The sequence below is a fragment of the Pseudomonas gessardii genome (assembly GCF_001983165.1).
GTDB classification, from domain to species: Bacteria; Pseudomonadota; Gammaproteobacteria; order Pseudomonadales; family Pseudomonadaceae; genus Aquipseudomonas; species Aquipseudomonas gessardii.
Genome location: NZ_MNPU01000004.1, coordinates 215672 through 231587, shown reverse-complemented (window position 1 = coordinate 231587; position 15916 = coordinate 215672). Strand labels below are relative to the sequence as shown.

General features: G+C 61.8%; 14 protein-coding genes. 9 read left to right on the top strand and 5 right to left on the bottom strand.

Going from position 1 to position 15916, the window contains the following annotated elements; genetic code table 11:
* Positions 1-308: 308 nt before the first annotated feature.
* The 4 genes from BLL38_RS05435 to BLL38_RS05420 all read left to right on the top strand — a co-directional run bounded on the left by BLL38_RS05435 (position 309) and on the right by BLL38_RS05420 (position 5087).
* Positions 309-650 carry a YceK/YidQ family lipoprotein gene (locus BLL38_RS05435; protein ID WP_076961616.1) on the top strand — a complete coding sequence of 114 codons (342 nt, stop codon included), beginning with the start codon at positions 309-311 and terminating at the stop codon, positions 648-650.
* A 151-nt stretch (positions 651-801) separates the two neighbouring features.
* Entirely contained in the window at positions 802-2556 is a 1755-nt protein-coding gene (locus BLL38_RS05430; RefSeq protein ID WP_065942896.1) for a carbamoyltransferase family protein, read from the top strand.
* Complete coding sequence (locus BLL38_RS05425) at positions 2549-3454, top strand: glycosyltransferase family 2 protein (RefSeq protein WP_076961615.1); 906 nt, start codon at positions 2549-2551, stop codon at positions 3452-3454. Before BLL38_RS05430 ends, BLL38_RS05425 begins: the two co-directional genes overlap by 8 nt.
* A 193-nt stretch (positions 3455-3647) precedes the next feature.
* Entirely contained in the window at positions 3648-5087 is a 1440-nt protein-coding gene (locus BLL38_RS05420; protein ID WP_090412814.1) for a hypothetical protein, read from the top strand.
* A gap of 2 nt (positions 5088-5089) precedes the next feature.
* Here BLL38_RS05420 and BLL38_RS05415 read toward each other — a convergent pair whose 3' ends face one another.
* Positions 5090-5746 (bottom strand): phosphotransferase, encoded by a 657-nt coding sequence (locus BLL38_RS05415; protein WP_076961613.1) that lies wholly within the window; start codon positions 5744-5746, stop codon positions 5090-5092.
* A gap of 124 nt (positions 5747-5870) precedes the next feature.
* Here BLL38_RS05415 and msbA point away from each other — a divergent pair, with 124 nt between their 5' ends.
* The 3 genes from msbA (at position 5871) to BLL38_RS05400 (ending at position 10174) form a co-directional block, all read left to right on the top strand.
* Positions 5871-7691 (top strand): lipid A export permease/ATP-binding protein MsbA, encoded by a 1821-nt coding sequence (msbA, locus tag BLL38_RS05410; protein WP_076961612.1) that lies wholly within the window; start codon positions 5871-5873, stop codon positions 7689-7691.
* A gap of 105 nt (positions 7692-7796) precedes the next feature.
* On the top strand, positions 7797-9233 hold the full coding sequence (gene hldE, locus BLL38_RS05405; RefSeq protein ID WP_076961627.1) for a bifunctional D-glycero-beta-D-manno-heptose-7-phosphate kinase/D-glycero-beta-D-manno-heptose 1-phosphate adenylyltransferase HldE: 1437 nt from the start codon (positions 7797-7799) through the stop codon (positions 9231-9233).
* 11 nt (positions 9234-9244) lie between these two features.
* On the top strand, positions 9245-10174 hold the full coding sequence (locus BLL38_RS05400) for an NAD-dependent epimerase/dehydratase family protein (RefSeq protein ID WP_076961611.1): 930 nt from the start codon (positions 9245-9247) through the stop codon (positions 10172-10174).
* A gap of 27 nt (positions 10175-10201) precedes the next feature.
* On the opposite strand, the gene BLL38_RS05395 is transcribed toward BLL38_RS05400, so the two are convergent.
* From BLL38_RS05395 to BLL38_RS05380, 4 genes are all read right to left on the bottom strand, one after another.
* Positions 10202-11167, bottom strand: a complete 966-nt coding sequence (locus tag BLL38_RS05395) for a metal ABC transporter ATPase (protein WP_076961610.1) — start codon at positions 11165-11167, stop codon at positions 10202-10204.
* Positions 11168-11208: 41 nt separating this feature from the next.
* A complete protein-coding gene (locus tag BLL38_RS05390) occupies positions 11209-12021 on the bottom strand; it encodes an aldo/keto reductase (protein WP_076961609.1) in 813 nt (270 codons plus the stop codon).
* Positions 12018-13193 carry an NAD(P)/FAD-dependent oxidoreductase gene (locus BLL38_RS05385; protein WP_076961608.1) on the bottom strand — a complete coding sequence of 392 codons (1176 nt, stop codon included), beginning with the start codon at positions 13191-13193 and terminating at the stop codon, positions 12018-12020. The genes BLL38_RS05390 and BLL38_RS05385 overlap by 4 nt, the downstream gene beginning before the upstream one ends.
* Before the next feature lie 85 nt (positions 13194-13278).
* The gene (locus BLL38_RS05380; protein WP_076961607.1) at positions 13279-13614 is read right to left on the bottom strand and encodes a DMT family transporter; all 336 of its coding nucleotides are present in this window, start codon (positions 13612-13614) and stop codon (positions 13279-13281) included.
* A 105-nt stretch (positions 13615-13719) separates the two neighbouring features.
* On the opposite strand from BLL38_RS05380, the gene BLL38_RS05375 reads away from it, so the two are divergent.
* Together BLL38_RS05375 and waaA are read left to right on the top strand one after the other, a co-directional pair.
* Positions 13720-14610: a LysR family transcriptional regulator gene (locus BLL38_RS05375; protein ID WP_076961606.1), complete on the top strand. Its 891-nt coding sequence runs from the start codon at positions 13720-13722 to the stop codon at positions 14608-14610.
* 23 nt (positions 14611-14633) lie between these two features.
* Positions 14634-15911 carry a lipid IV(A) 3-deoxy-D-manno-octulosonic acid transferase gene (gene waaA, locus BLL38_RS05370; RefSeq protein WP_076961605.1) on the top strand — a complete coding sequence of 426 codons (1278 nt, stop codon included), beginning with the start codon at positions 14634-14636 and terminating at the stop codon, positions 15909-15911.
* Positions 15912-15916: the final 5 nt, after the last annotated feature.

Below are 15916 nucleotides of genomic sequence, written 5' to 3'. Positions count from 1 at the left end.
GGATAAAGATAAACGGCTTTAACCTTGGGATCGGGGCGCATCATGGGCTGGCTCCAGAAAGAAAATCGGGAGCACAGCATCAGGTCGTACTTGGGTCATTTGAAGGTGGGGTTTATGGAGCGCTTACGGAGCAACGACGTTCATGAGCCAACCAACGCTCATAAGGTGCAGCGCAAGCGCGGAAAAAAAGGGCGCGAGTTTAATGATTCTGCGAGGCCTTTACGAAGAATCTTCCTGCAAAATGCCGGCATATTCGTCTTACGCAGTCTTGCGTTAGGCTGTTGGCCCCATGCCAAAGAGGGTTGCCCGTGAATCCTACAAACATTTTGCTGCTTGCCGCTATTGTCCTTTCGACCACGGCCTGCGGTACCCTCGACACCGTGTTTCGCGAGGACGCGGTGGCCAGCCAGAAACTCAAGGACCTGCGCAGCCACTGCGAGAGCGTGCCCCGTATCTACAGTGGTGTGGTGTATGACTTCTGCTCCCTCAATGGCGAACCCAACGGCAAGAAAAGCCTGGATGACCAGCAAATCGCCTCGGTGCCCTGGATCGCCATTGATTTTGCCCTGTCGGGCGTTCTCGACACTTTGGTACTGCCCTATACCGTCTACCGGCAGAACCGCGACGGCAGTATCGAGATTTTCCGATGATGCCTCTTGTTTCTCCGGGCCATTTTCGGCTAGAGGCGTTTTGCCGCTTTTAAGCTATAATCCCGCCCTTTAGCTTTTCTCGCCGAGGCGAGGGGCACACATTTTTTCAGGCGCCAGCGCCTGCATGCAGACTAAAAGAGGCTAGACCCCAGTGGCATTGACGATTCTTGGCCTGTCCGGCGCCCTTAGCCATGATCCTTCCGCAGCCCTGTATATCGACGGCAAGCTGATCGCGGCCGCCGAAGAAGAGCGCTTCGTACGCGATAAACATGCAAAGAACCGCATGCCCTACGAATCGGCAAAATTCTGCCTGGAGCAGGCTGGCATCAAGCCTTCTGATGTTGATGTGGTGGCGATCCCGTTTGCCCCGATCAGCTTGTTCGGCGAGGCCCGCTGGCACTATGCCAAGCGTTACTGGTACGCCCCGGACCGCGCCCTGGACGCGATCCTGATGGGCAACCGGCGCTACAAGCGCTACCGCAACAAGATTGTCTGGTGCCTGGAGCAACTGGGTTTCGATCCGAAGAAGATCAAGATCGAGCCGGTTGAACACCACCTGGCCCACGCTTCCAGCGCCTATCACTGCTCGGGCTTCCAGGAAAAGACCGCGATCCTCGGGATCGACGGTAAAGGCGAGTACGCCACGACCTTCTTCGGCTACGGCGAGAACGGCAAGATCCACAAGATCAAGGAGTTCTACGATCCAGACTCCCTGGGCGGCCTGTATGGCGCGATCACCGAGTTCCTCGGCTTCGAGATGCTCGACGGCGAGTTCAAGGTCATGGGCATGGCGCCGTATGGCGATGCCAGCAAGTACGACTTCTCGCGCCTGGCTTCCTTTGAGAACGGTGAGCTGGTGATCAACACCGACTACGCCAACGTCATTGGCCTGCGCCGTTATAAAGAGAAGGGCAAGGGCTTCTACTTCTCGCCAAAACTGATTGAGTGGCTGGGTCCCAAGCGCGAAGGCGATATCGCCGACGAGCCGTACATCCACTATGCCGCCAGCATGCAGGCGCTGTTCGAGAAGCTGGCCTTGCAGATGATCGACCATTACCTGGGCGATATCCTCAAGGAAACCGGCAAGCTGGCCTTTGCCGGCGGCTGCGCGCTGAACGTCAAGTTGAACCAGAAGATCATTGCCCGCGACGACGTCAAGGAGCTGTTCGTACAGCCGGCGTCCGGCGATGCCGGCACTGCCGTGGGTGCGGCGGCCTATGTGTCCCATGCCCGTGGTGTACCGGTCGAGAAGATGGAGCACGTCTATCTCGGCCCGTCCTACAGCAACGAAGAAGTGATTGCCGCGTGCGCCAAGCACCCGAGCAAGCCAAAGTGGCGCCAGATCGACGACATGCCCAAGCGCATCGCCCAGATCATGGTCGACGGCAACCCGGTGGCCTGGTTCCAGGGCCGCATGGAGTTCGGTCCGCGTGCCTTGGGCGGTCGTTCGATCATCGGTTGCCCGAGCGCCGTGGGCGTGGCTGACCGGATCAACCACCAGATCAAGTTCCGCGAGCGCTGGAGGCCTTTCTGCCCGTCGATGCTCGACACCGTGGCCCCGCAGATGATCAAGGTCGATCACCCGGCTCCGTTCATGACCTTCACCTTTGAAGTGGCCGAAGAATGGAAAACCCGCGTGCCGGAAGTGGTCCATGAAGATGGCACCTCCCGCGCCCAGGTGCTCAAGCGCGAGTACAACCCGCGCTACTACGACATGATGAAAGAGTTGGAAGTGCTGACCGGCAACGGCGTGTCCTTGAACACCTCGCTCAACCGCCGTGGTGAAGCGATGATCTGCTCGCCGACCGATGCCCTGAACATGTTCTTCGGCTCCGACCTGCAGTACCTGATCATGGAAGATATTCTGGTAGTCAAGGACGGCGTGGAAGGGCAAGTCATTGACTGAGGTACTGATTGGCGTCGTCATCCCCGCCTATAACTATGCGCGCACCCTGGGGCGCGCGGTTGAATCGGTGTTGGCGCAACTCGACGAAGCCGATGCGCAGTTGATGGTGATCGATGACGGTTCTACCGACGAGACGCCGCAGGTGCTCGAGGCGTTGATGGCCAAGCACCCGGGGCGTTTGCGGGTTTTACGCAAGCCCAATGGCGGCCTGGCCTCGGTGCGCAACCGTGGGATTGAAGAGTCTACTGGCCAGTACCTGATGTTCCTGGATGCCGATGATGAAATGGCTCCCGGTGCACTGGCCCTGGTCGCGCAGCATATTGCCGCTCACCCGGACAGTCGCTTGATCATCGGTGGCCACTGGTCGGTGTTCGAGGATGGCAAGCGCCGCCTGCATGCCGTCAAGCCGCTGCCTGCCACCCCATACCAGCGAGTGCGCGGATACTTGCTGGACAAGACCATCGCGATCTCCAATGGCGCCTGCGCCATGCACCGTGACATCTTCGCGGTGGGCAACTACCCGGAGCGCATGCGTAACGCCGAGGATATCCCGGTGTTTGCCCAGGCCCTGGCGCGCGTACCTTGCACGGTCATCGACCAGCCACTGGCGCTGATCTACAAGCATGCGGACAGCTTGCGACATGACATCAACCACAGTGTCGCGGCTGGCGTGAGCCTGGTAGACGAGGTGTTTTCGCCGGTGCGTATGCCTGCAGAGTTGCAGGGCCTGCGCAGTGCGTTTCTCGCGCAGCGCTGCCTGTCGTTGTTTCGCAATTGCTTCAGCGCTGGGGAATACACGCTTGCCAAGCAGTTTTACTGCCAGGCGATACGTACAGACTGGCGCGCCCTGACGCGCTGGTCGTACACACGCAAAGCGCTTCAGCTGATGTTCAAGTAAGCGTTTTATAGCCTGCTACGCTACGCCGGGAATGACCTATGCAGCGCCTGAGTTGATTGCAATGACTTGGCGCCGGGTTTTCGTGGTGCAGTGGTTTTTCTGGAATATATGTTTTCAAATCTTGTGCACATGATGTGACGCCAGGTTTTAAGGGGGGGGTGTGGTTGGTATAGGCAGCAAGTGGTGGGCCCGGATGTTGAGTATTGTCGTCGAGCGTCCTGTTCGAGTGGCATTTTTTGGGAGCCTGCTGCTGTCCCTGATCGCGGTGTTGGGCGCAGCGACTGTCGGGCGTGATGCTGCTTTCTACCTGACCATTGCCCAGGACGTTCAAGTCGATGGCCCGCAAGCCGCCTTTGCCGTATTCAACTGGCCCTGGTTCTCCCTGCTCCTGGCGGGCACCCATTGGGTTTCCGCCCTGCCCATAGAACTGAGTGCTTATTTGTGGTGTGCGCTGTTCGCTGCCGGGACCTGCGCGCTGCTGGTTGACTGCGTGCGCCAGCGCTCGGTGCAGCTTGCGCCCTGGGCCTGCCTGGTGGTGTTGGCGATGCCGGCGTTCAACCAGTTTCGTGGCGAAATCCTGCGTGAGTTTGGCTTCTGGTTCTTCTGCATCCTGACCCTTTGGCTGGCCATGCGTTGGCAGGCACGCGGGGGCTGGCTGCGGGCGGCAACCCTCCACCTGGCACTTGTCGCGGCGGCAGCCTTCCGGTTGGAAGCCTTGTTACTGTTGCCTGCATTGGGGCTGTGGCAGATGCCTGGCCTGTGGGTGCGCGAGCGGCGTCTGGCGCTGCTGCAGTTTGTCGCACTGCCGCTGCTGGGTGTTGTCGTGGGGATGGTGCTGGTCTCGGCCACGGGTGGTTTTTCATCGGCACGCGTTGCCTACTATCTGGACCTGATCAACCCGAGCAGTGTGCTGGCGTCATTTGATTTGCTGCGCGAGCAGTTCGCCAACTCGCTGATCAACAAGTACTCCCAGGATGAAGCCGGACGCATCATCTTTTTTGGCATCCTGGCGGCCATGGCCATCGGCTTTGTGAATATTTGCGGTCCTTTTGCCGTGCCGTTTCTGCGCGGACGCAATTGGCAGGCAATCAAGCGCTACTGGCATGAATACCGGCCTTTTGCCTGGGCCGCGCTGTTGTACCTGTTGATATTGCTGCTGTTCTTTATCCAGCAGCAGTTCATGAACTTGCGCTACATGAGCTTCCTGAACCTACTGTTTGTGCCGGCGCTGGCCTTGGCGCTGCAGATGTTTGCCCAACAGTTCCCGCGCCTGGGCAAGGCCCTGGTGGCGGTATGCCTGTTGGTGATGCTGTCCAATGTGGTGTCCAGCGGACCGGGTAAGGTCCAGTACGTCGAAGCGGGGCGCTGGATGGCGGCGAACGTCGAGCCGGACGCCCCTGCGTATTTCGACGACGGGAGGATCGGCTATTACGCCGGGCGTGGTTATCGGCTCAAGCAATTGACCCGTGAGGCTGCCATGTCACCGGCCCACGCCGATAAATTCCGCTACTTCCTGATCGAAGCCCGCGGTAACGAGCCCTGGCTCACCAGCTGGCTGGCCGAGCGCAACCTGCGCATCGTCGAGCGCTTCGCCAATCGTCGAGGCGCCACGGTGTTGGTCATCACCCAGTGAAGTCAGTCCAGTAGTTGTCGCAGGCGCTCAATCAACGGCGCCTGTTGACTGCCTGCCGGCAAGCCCTGGCGATAGCCATTGAAGAAGGCTTGCCCGGCATCATCGCCCAGCAGCCATTGCCTATCCTCGGGATAGCGCCGCAGATGGCTGAAGTTACGCAGGCGCTTGTTCTGGCTCAGCGGGGCGCTCTGGCAGCTCAGGTCGGCAATATCGATCAGCCCCAGGGTGTTTTCCGGCGTCAGCACCACGTTGCCAAAGTGCAGCGAGCGAAAGTACACGCCCTTCTCATGCAGTTGCGCAATAAAACAGCCCAGGCGCACACGCAAGGCGTCGGCCTCGGCCTTGGCGAGTTTCAGCTGGCGGATGGTTTCCCCGGCCAGCGGGCTGTAATACACCGCATCCCGCGCAATGCTGGGGATGCGATACACCGCAATGATGCGAGGGCAGGGGATATCCCGTTGCTGCAGGGCGCGGGTGTTGTTGGCGAAACGCTGGGCATACGGGTAGAACAACGCCGAGCTGAGCAGGCGTTTGCGCCGGAACAGTTTGAGCATGCAACCATCGGTCAACCGGAGCACCTTGTCGCCAGAACCATCGGCTTCCAGCACCTGCGCGCCAGCACGCAATGCCTCATAGGTGTTGTGATCGATTACTTGCATGCCTGACTCCCATCAATAGCCGGTTATCTTAACCGACTTGATGCAAGGCTGGCCCCTGCTCATGTTTTTTGGGGGGAAGAGGCCTGTGATATGATCCGCGCCTTACTGATTTGCGCGGATTCCCATGAGCAGTCCTGAACCGAAAACCCAGTCGACGCTGGCGATTTACTTTCGCCTGCTGACTTACGTACGGCCTTATGTGGGTCTGTTCATCCTGAGTATCGTCGGGTTCCTGATCTTCGCATCGACCCAGCCGATGCTCGCTTACATTCTCAAATATTTCGTCGATGGCTTGGCGAACCCCGAGGCCAGCCTGTTCCCCGGCAACCCCTATCTGGGCAAGTTGCAGTTGCTGGAAACCGTGCCACTGATGATCGTGCTGATCGCGGCCTGGCAGGGCGTGGGTTCGTTCCTCGGTAACTTCTTCCTGGCCCGGGTTTCCCTGGGGCTGGTCCATGACCTGCGCGTGGTGCTGTTCAACAAGTTGTTGGAGCTGCCCAACCGCTTCTTTGACAAGAACAACTCCGGCCACCTGATTTCACGCATTACCTTCAACGTCACCATGGTCACCGGCGCGGCCACCGATGCGATCAAGGTGGTTATCCGCGAAGGCATGACCGTGATTTTCCTGTTCTGCACCCTGGTGTGGATGAACTGGAAACTGACCCTGGTGATGCTGGCGATCCTGCCGGTGATCGGCATGATGGTGAACAGCACCAGCCGTAAATTCCGCAAGCAAAGCAAGAAAATCCAGGTGTCCATGGGCGATGTGACCCATGTGGCCTCCGAGACGATCCACGGCTACCGTGTAGTCCGCAGCTTTGGCGGCGAGCACTATGAAAAGGTGCGTTTCGAGCAGGCGAGCCTGAGCAATACCGAGAAACAACTGGCAATGACCAAGACCGGCGCGGTGTACACGCCGATGCTGCAACTGGTGACCTACAGTGCGATGGCCGTGGTCATGTTCCTGGTCCTGTATTTGCGTGGCGATGCCTCGCCCGGCGACCTGGTGGCCTACATCACCATGGCCGGCCTGCTGCCCAAGCCGATCCGCCAGCTGTCCGAAGTCAGCTCCACCATCCAGAAGGGTGTGGCGGGTGCCGAGAGTATTTTCGAGCAGTTGGATGAGCCGGTAGAAGTTGACCAGGGTGTGATTGAGCATGAGCGCCTGGCCGGGCGCATCGAAGTGCGCAACCTCAGCTTCCAATACCCCGATAGCGACAAGAAGGTGCTCAACGACATCAGCTTTATCGTCGAACCTGGGCAAATGGTTGCGCTGGTGGGGCGTTCGGGCAGCGGCAAATCCACCCTGGCGGGCTTGATCCCACGCTTCTATCAGCACGAACAAGGGCAGATTCTGCTCGATGGCGTACGCGTGCAGGATTTCACCCTGCGCAACCTGCGCCGGCAAATTGCCCTGGTGACCCAGCAGGTCACCTTGTTCAACGACACCGTGACCAACAACATCGCCTATGGCGACTTGGCCGGCGCGCCCACCGATGCGGTGCTCCATGCTGCTCGCGAAGCCTATGCCGATGAGTTCATCGTGAAGATGCCCCAGGGCTATGAAACCCTGGTGGGCGAGAACGGCGTGCTGCTGTCCGGCGGCCAGCGCCAGCGCATCGCGATTGCCCGGGCCCTGCTCAAGGATGCGCCGCTGCTGATTCTCGACGAGGCCACCTCGGCCCTGGATACCGAGTCCGAGCGCCATATCCAGGCGGCCCTGGACCATGTGGTGAAAAACCGCACGACCCTGGTGATTGCCCACCGCCTGAGCACCATCGAGAAAGCCGACCTGATCCTGGTGATGGACGACGGCCAGATTGTCGAGCGCGGTACCCATGTCGAGCTGCTGGCGAAGAATGGCTACTACGCGCGGCTGCACGCCAAGGAGTTTGAAGAGGGCGACCCGGTGGCGCCCACCCACGTGACGGATGCCTATTGAGGCGCCATGGCCGCTGGGCCGGGATCGACCGCCAGGATTGAAGCGGTCGATGCTTTTCCCTGTGCTAATATCGCGCCCCTGTTCATTTTGTATGTGGGTTGCTCCATGAAGTTGTCCATGCCGCGATTCGATCAAGCCCCTGTCTTGGTGGTCGGCGATGTCATGCTCGACCGTTACTGGCATGGCGGTACCTCACGGATTTCCCCTGAGGCACCGGTACCGGTAGTCAAGGTCGAGCAAATCGAAGACCGCCCAGGCGGCGCTGCCAACGTCGCCCTTAACATCGCCGCACTCGGCGCCCCGGCCTCCCTGGTCGGCGTGACCGGTGACGACGAAGCCGCCGACAGCCTGACCAACAGCCTGCGCGGCGCTGGCGTGCGTGCCCTGTTCCAGCGTATTGCCCACCAGCCGACCATCGTCAAGCTGCGGGTCATGAGCCGTCACCAGCAATTGCTGCGTATCGATTTTGAAGAACCCTTTGCCACCGACGCCCTGGCCCTCAGTGACCAGGTCGATGCGTTGCTCGAAGGCATCAAGGTATTGGTGCTGTCGGACTACGGCAAAGGTGCATTGAAAAACCACCAGGTGCTGATCCAGGCCGCCAAGGCCCGGGGTATCCCGGTGCTGGCCGATCCCAAGGGCAAGGACTTCTCGGTGTACCGAGGCGCCAGCCTGATCACGCCGAACCTCAGCGAATTTGAAACCATCGTCGGCGGTTGTGTCGATGAGCACGATTTGGTGAGCAAAGGCGCCAGCCTGATGGCCGACCTCGACCTCGGCGCCTTGCTGGTGACCCGTGGCGAACACGGCATGACCCTGCTGCGCCCCGGCCACCCGGCCATGCACTTGCCGGCGCGGGCGCGGGAAGTATTCGATGTCACCGGCGCCGGCGACACGGTGATCTCCACCCTGGCGGCGGCGATCGCGGCCGGCGAGGAATTGCCCCACGCGGTGGCCCTGGCCAACCTGGCGGCGAGCATCGTGGTGGGCAAGCTGGGTACTGCGTCCATCAGCGCCCCGGAACTGCGTCGCGCGATCCAGCGTGAGGAAGGCTCGGAGCGTGGCGTGTTGAGCCTTGAGCAATTGCTGCTGGCGATTGACGATGCCCGGGCGCATAACGAAAGCATCGTCTTCACCAACGGTTGTTTCGACATCCTGCATGCTGGCCATGTGACCTACCTGGAGCAGGCTCGCGCCCAGGGTGATCGCCTGATCGTGGCGATCAACGACGATGCGTCGGTCAGCCGCCTGAAAGGGCCGGGTCGGCCGATCAACAGTGTGGACCGGCGCATGGCGGTGCTGGCTGGGTTGGGCGCGGTGGACTGGGTGATCAGCTTCTCCGAGGGCACCCCGGAAAACCTGCTGGCCCAGGTCAAGCCGGACGTGTTGGTCAAGGGGGGGGATTACTCGGTCGACCAGGTGGTCGGTGCCGATATCGTCAACGCCTATGGTGGCAAGGTCAAAGTCTTGGGGCTGGTGGAAAACAGCTCGACCACCGCGATTGTCGAAAAAATTCGCCAAACCAACGATGCCGCTCAATAGGTTTTACCGCTATGTCTGATGCTCTTGTACTGATTACCGGCGGTGCCGGCTTTATCGGTTCCAATCTGGTCGATGCACTGCTGGCCAAGGGCTACGCGGTGCGCGTGCTGGATAACCTGTCCACCGGCAAGCGCAGCAACCTGCCGCTGGATAACCCGCGCCTGCAACTGCTCGAAGGCGATGTGGCCGATGCGGCGCTGGTCGCGCGCGCGGCGGTAGGGGCGACGGCGGTGGTGCACCTGGCGGCCGTCGCTTCGGTGCAGGCGTCGGTGGATGACCCGGTCAGTACGCACCAGAGCAACTTCGTGGGTAGCCTGAACGTTTGCGAAGCCATGCGCCAGGCTGGGGTCAAGCGCGTGGTGTTTGCTTCCAGCGCAGCGGTGTATGGCAACAATGGCGAGGGCGACTCCATCGACGAGCAAACCGCCAAGGCCCCGTTGACGCCGTATGCCTCGGACAAGCTGGCCAGCGAGCACTACTTTGACTTCTATCGGCGCCAGCATGGCCTGGAGCCGGTGATTTTCCGCTTCTTCAATATCTTTGGCCCGCGCCAGGACCCTTCATCGCCGTATTCCGGGGTGATCAGCATCTTCAGCGAGCGCGTGCAAAAAGGCCTGCCGATTGCCGTGTTTGGCGACGGTGAGCAAACCCGTGACTTCATGTACGTCGGGGACCTGGTGGCTGTGCTGGTGCAAGCCGTGGAAATGGCCGATGCGCCTCTGGGCGCGATCAATGTCGGCTGGAACCGCACCACCACCCTCAAGCAGCTGCTGCAGGCACTGTCGGAAATTGTCGGCGCGTTGCCGGCTGTCAGCTACACGGCGCCGCGCTCGGGGGATATCCGGCATTCCAGGGCTAATAACCAGCGCTTGGCGGCGAGTTTCACATTGCCTGAGCCGACACCGTTGAAGGTTGGCCTGGAAAAGCTGCTCAACCCGTAGGCATCGCTCGCCACAGGCGGGGCTGCTTCAGCGACCCGCCTTCTTCGGCACCATCTTGCGCAGGATCTGCCTGGCCCGCCCGGTCAGCTGTTTCAACTTCGATTCCTTCTCTGGCGCGCTCAGGCCCTGTTGCTGGAGCCAATCCTTCCACTTGATCCGCTCGTCACGTACCAACCAGCCTTCCTGCTGGGCAAAACTCTCGGCCAGGTACACCCCACGGGTGCTCGCCGGGATCAGTTGATCCTTCTTCAGGGTATACAGCTCGGCGCATGGCTGGCCGTCCTTGAGGGGCATCAGGTACAAGTCCGGGCGCTGGCGGTCCAGGCGCGCCACCAGTTGGTCGCCCTCCAGGCGTTCGTCCACATGGAACAGGCTCAGGGACTTGGCTTCCTTGGGCACTTCCAGGCGCAGGTCATAGATCAATTGCAGGGAGGCCGTGGGCAGGTGCACATAGGCCCGGGGGCGCTCGATCAACTGCATATTGGCGCAGCGCACCGGGCGGGCGGCGCCGGACAACGGCGACAGGCGAAACGGCAAGGCCTCGCGGTAATGCAGGGCGGCGGAGTAGGGCGCCGGCAGCCAGGTGTCGTTGAAGCGCCCGCCTAGCCAGCCTTCCGGGGTTTCCAGCAGGCATTCCTCGGCGATTTCCTGGATGGCGGTGTGCAGCGGCAGGTTCAGTTCGTGGGCCGGCACGTAGCCGGAAATCAGCTTGAGCACCACATCGCCCCGGTCCTGCCGGCGCTGGCGCACCAAGACCCAGTAATCGCGGTTTTGCCAATGCAGGGTCAGGCGCACCGATACCCCGAGGTTGGCCAACTCCAGGGCAAAGCGCTCGGCATCCGCCACCTCCACCGGCTTGCGTCGTTGCAGGGTCTGGGCAAAGTTGAGCGGCATGCCCACGCTCTGGTAGCTCAGGCCTTCGGGGGTGGCTTCGACGTACAGCGGCAGAGTCTTGAAGTTGCTGGGGTTTTTTCTTATGAGCGTTCGCGGCATGTCGGCTCCTTCTTGCGTCGGGGTCGGCCGCGTCGGCGGCATCAGGATTGGCGAATGATCTGGGCAGCGGTTGCTACGTTATGGGCAAGGTGCAGCGGGTTGATGGTGCCGACAATAGCACTGGCCACGCCCGTTTGCGCAAACAACAAGACGAAACTGGCATGAATTGGATCCATTCCTGGTTCAAGGCATGCATGGCCACTGGCCAGGGCCTTTTTCACCAGGATGCCTTTGCCATGGGCGGCGGCGTAATCGATCACGGCTTTTTCGTTTTGCTCGTTCAGATTGTAGGTGACCATCGCGCAATCGCCTTGTTCCAGAGCCTTCACCCCGCCTTCGACGGTTTTGCCCGAGAAACCGAAACCGCGAATCTTGCCCTCGGCCTTGAGTTGCGCCAGGGTCTGGTAGACCTCGCAATCGTTGAGGATATGCAAGTCGTTGCCGTCGGAATGCACCAGCACCAGGTCGATAAAATCCGTTTCCAGGCGTTTCAGGCTGCGCTCCACGGACCGCCGGGTGTGGGCTGCGCTGAAATCATGGTGGGATACGCCGTCGGCAAACTCTTCGCCGACCTTGCTGACAATCACCCAGTCCTGGCGCTGGCCCCGCAGCAGCGGCCCCAGGCGTTCTTCACTGTGACCGTAGGCCGGGGCGGTGTCGATCAGGTTGATCCCCAGCTCGCGGGCCTGGCGCAGCAACATCCGCGCTTCTTCATCGTTGGGGATCTGGAAACCATTGGGGTACTTCACCCCCTGGTCGCGCCCCAGCTTTACGGTGCCCAGGCCCAGTGGCGACACCAGCAGGCCGGTGCTGCCCAGGGGGCGATGAAGGTCATGCAGGGTCGGCAGGCTCATGGCAACAATTGCTCCCAGGCAGGTTGGGCGATGGTCGGGCGTGGCAGCTCGGGCAGCGGTGCGCTTGGCGTTGGCTGGATGCCGTCACGTTCCAGGGCGCTCAGCACGCGGTCGGCGAAGTCCGGCGCCAGGGCCAGCTTGGTTGGCCAGCCCACCAACAGGCGGCCCTGTTCGGCGAGGAACGCATTGTCTGGCCGGGTCAGGCCCGTTTGCAGGGGTTCGGCGCGATCCACCCGCAGGGTCGCCCACTGGACCTGGCTCATATCGATCCACGGCAGCAGCTGTGCCAGCTCCTTTTGCGCCGTGGCGATCTGTTCGGCGGGCGTGCGGTGCACGCCTTCGGTCTCGGCAATATCGCCGCCCATGTACCACACCCAGTTGCCATCGGCGGCCGGGTGCGTGGTGATGGTGATCCGTGGCTTGGTGCCGCCGCCCAGGCAGTGCGCATACAGGGGTTTGAGGCCGGGGCCCTTGGCGATGATCATATGCAGCGGGCGCTTTTGCATGGCCGGCTGGCTCAGGCCCAGGGCCGTCAGCAGCTCGGCGGTGCCGCCGCCGGCACTCAGCACGATGCGCTGGGCGCGGATCGCCCGGCCATCGACTTTCAGGCCGACCAGCAGGCCACCTTCCAGCAGCGGCTCGATCTGTTGCCCGGCGAGCAGGCCGTCGCCAGCCAGTTGTGCCAGGCGTTCGATCAGGCTCGGTACATCCACCACCAGTTCGGCCAGGCGATAGACCTTGCCCTTGAAGCGGCGGTCTTGCAGGGCCGGCGGCAAATCGTCGCCCTTGACCTGGTCGACGCGGCCCCGCACCGCCTTGCTGGCGAAGAAACTGGTGAGGTTGCCGGCCAGGGTGCCCGGCGACCACAGGTAATGGGCCTGGGACAGCAGGCGCACGCCCGTCAGGTCCAGCTCGCCGGTGCCCGCCAGGGCTTCGCGCCAGCGTCGTGGCATATCGGCAATGGCTTCGGAGGCACCGGTCAGGGCGCCATGTAGGGCGTATTTTGCACCACCGTGAATGATCCCCTGAGACTTCACGCTCTGCCCACCACCCAGGGTCGCGTTCTCCACCACAAGCGTGGAAAACCCCTGGCTGCGCAGGCGCGCATTGAGCCAGAGGCCGGCAACCCCGGCGCCGACAATCAGGACGTCGGTGGAAATAACGGATGGCATGGGGCGACCTCAGTGTTCAGAACAAGAGGCCAAGTATACAGACTCGACAGCGGGATCTTTGCCCAGGATCAACAACTGTAGAAGGTCAGTGGCCCGCTGCTTTTGAAAACAACTGAATCACCACCACCCCCAGCACAATCAGGCCCATTCCCAGCATCGCCGGTAGATCGAGCTTCTGCCCATAGATAAACAGCGCCGCGATGCTGACCATGACGATCCCCAGCCCCGCCCACACCGCGTAGGCCACGCCCACCGGCACGGTGCGCACCACCAGGGTCAGCATCCAGAACGCCACGCCATAGCCGACGATAACCAGCAGCAGCGGGATCGGCGTGCTCCAGCCCTTGATCGCTTTCATGGAAACGGTAGCGATCACTTCCGAGCAGATGGCAATGGCCAGGTAGTAGTAGGCGGCGTTCATGGGGGTGTTCCTCGGAAATAGGGGCGCGTAACAAGGCCGGCATTCTAGAGACTTCATAGATGGGGTAAAGTCATTACCTATCCGAATTTAAGATGGGTTGAGCCAATGAGCGTGCAGTGGAACCTGGAGCAGATGCGCCTGTTTGTCAGCGTCGCCGAGCAGCGCTCGTTTTCGGCGGTGGCGCGGGACCAGCGCAAGGCGCAGTCGGCGGTGAGTAATGGCATTGCCTTGCTGGAGGCCGACCTGGGCGTGAGCCTGTTTGATCGCAGCAGCGGTCGCCAGCCCCGTTTGACGGCGGCCGGCGCGGTCCTGCTGGAAGAAGCCCGGGAAGTGCTGCGCCAGTGTGAGCGCCTCAATGGCCGCGCCCTGTCCCTGATGCGCGGCGAAGAAGCACGACTGCGCCTGGCCCAGGACGAAGCCATGCTGTATCAGCCGGTGCTCGACAGCCTTGAGGCGCTGGCCGGGAAATTTCCCAGCCTGGAAGTGCAATTGTCCAGCACAGCCCAAGGTGATGTCGCACGCAAGCTGGTGGAGCGCAAGGCCGACCTGGGGTTGCTGTTCTATCACGACCAGATCCCCGAAGCCCTGGAGCGGCGGGTGGTCGGCAGTGTGGAGATGGTCACGGTGTGCGGCGTCGGCCATCCGCTGGCCCGGGGTGGGTTTGTCGATTGCCAGCGCCTGGCGCAGTTTCGCCAGTTGCTGATGTCGACCCAGACCAGCGTCTACCCCGGCAGCGAGGCGGCCAGCCCGCAGGTGTGGCGCGCCGACAGTTTCTACGTGCTGGCCGAGTGGCTGGCCCGGGGCCTGGGCTGGGCCTGGTTGCCCCGGCATGTGGTGCAATACCCCACGTATCAGGGGCAGATGGTCGAGCTGGACAGCGAATGGACCCCGCCGGCCCTGGTGGTGGAACTGGTGTGGCGGCGCGATGAGCCCCTGGGCCCGGCGGCGCGTTTTCTGGCCGAACGTTTTACCGCGTGTTTGCAGGCGATCGGCTGAAAAAGCCGATAAACTCCGCCGCCATGAATAGAACTCTCTACAGCTGTGTGTTTTACCTGGCGCTGCCGTTGGTGGCCTTACGACTTTGGCTACGGGCCCGCAAGGCGCCGGCCTACGCCAAGCGCGTCAGCGAGCGCTTTTCCTACGGCTTGCCGGTGCTCAAGCCCGGCGGGATCTGGGTGCATGCGGTGTCGGTGGGCGAGAGCATCGCGGCCGCGCCGATGATCCGTGGCTTGCTGGAGCGTCATCCTGAGTTGCCGATCACCGTCACCTGCATGACGCCCACCGGTTCCGAGCGGATCCAGGCACTGTTCGCCCATGAGCCGCGCATCCAGCATTGCTACCTGCCCTACGATTTACCGTGTGCCGCCAAGCGTTTTCTGGACCGGGTGCAGCCTAAGCTTGCGGTCATCATGGAAACCGAGTTGTGGCCCAACCATATCCACCAATGTGCCAAGCGCGGGATTCCCGTGGCCCTGGCCAATGCGCGGCTGTCAGCACGCTCGGCCAAGGGCTATGCACGTTTCGCCAAGCTGACGGCGCCGATGCTGGCAGAAATGAGCCTGTTTGCCGTGCAGACCGCCACCGAGGCCGAGCGCTTTCGCAGCCTGGGTGCGCGCGCCGAAACGGTTGAAGTCACCGGCTCGATCAAGTTTGACCTGAGCATCGACCCGCAACTGCTGGCGCGTGCCGCGGCCTTGCGCGAACAGTGGCAGGCCAGCGAGCGCCCGGTGTGGATCGCCGCCAGTACCCATGAGGGTGAAGATGCCGTGGTGCTGGCTGCGCATCGGCAACTGTTGGCCAGCTACCCCAATGCGCTGCTGATCCTGGTGCCCCGTCATCCAGAGCGGTTCAACGCAGTGCTGGAGCTGTGCCAACAGCAGGGTTTTGCCACGGTGCAGCGCTCCAGCGACGCGCCGGTCGATGCCGAGACCTCGGTGTTGCTGGGCGACACCATGGGCGAGTTGCTGTTTCTCTACGCCTTGGCCGATAGCGCTTTCGTCGGCGGCAGCCTGGTGCCCAATGGCGGGCATAACCTGCTGGAGCCGGCGGCGCTGGCCAAGCCGGTGATCAGCGGTCCGCACCTGTTCAACTTCCTCGAAATCGCCGCGCTGATGCGCGAGGCCGGGGCGTTGCAGGCAGTGGATGATGCTGAAGGGTTGGCCGAGGCGGTGCGGCAGTTGTTTGAACTGCCGCAGGATGCCCAGAAGATGGCGCAGGCGGGGCTCAAGGTGATGCAGGCCAACCAGGGTGCGTTGAAGCGCTTGCTCGATGGCTTGGACAGACTGCTCAAAGCCTGACCTGT

Coding starts and splice junctions, on each gene's coding strand:
- BLL38_RS05420 (WP_090412814.1), top strand. CDS start 3,648: ATGTTGAGTATTGTCGTCGAGCGTCCTGTTCGAGTGGCATTTTTTGGG.
- BLL38_RS05415 (WP_076961613.1), bottom strand. CDS start 5,746: ATGCAAGTAATCGATCACAACACCTATGAGGCATTGCGTGCTGGCGCG.
- msbA (WP_076961612.1), top strand. CDS start 5,871: ATGAGCAGTCCTGAACCGAAAACCCAGTCGACGCTGGCGATTTACTTT.
- hldE (WP_076961627.1), top strand. CDS start 7,797: ATGAAGTTGTCCATGCCGCGATTCGATCAAGCCCCTGTCTTGGTGGTC.
- BLL38_RS05400 (WP_076961611.1), top strand. CDS start 9,245: ATGTCTGATGCTCTTGTACTGATTACCGGCGGTGCCGGCTTTATCGGT.
- BLL38_RS05395 (WP_076961610.1), bottom strand. CDS start 11,167: ATGCCGCGAACGCTCATAAGAAAAAACCCCAGCAACTTCAAGACTCTG.
- BLL38_RS05390 (WP_076961609.1), bottom strand. CDS start 12,021: ATGAGCCTGCCGACCCTGCATGACCTTCATCGCCCCCTGGGCAGCACC.
- BLL38_RS05385 (WP_076961608.1), bottom strand. CDS start 13,193: ATGCCATCCGTTATTTCCACCGACGTCCTGATTGTCGGCGCCGGGGTT.
- BLL38_RS05380 (WP_076961607.1), bottom strand. CDS start 13,614: ATGAACGCCGCCTACTACTACCTGGCCATTGCCATCTGCTCGGAAGTG.
- BLL38_RS05375 (WP_076961606.1), top strand. CDS start 13,720: ATGAGCGTGCAGTGGAACCTGGAGCAGATGCGCCTGTTTGTCAGCGTC.
- waaA (WP_076961605.1), top strand. CDS start 14,634: ATGAATAGAACTCTCTACAGCTGTGTGTTTTACCTGGCGCTGCCGTTG.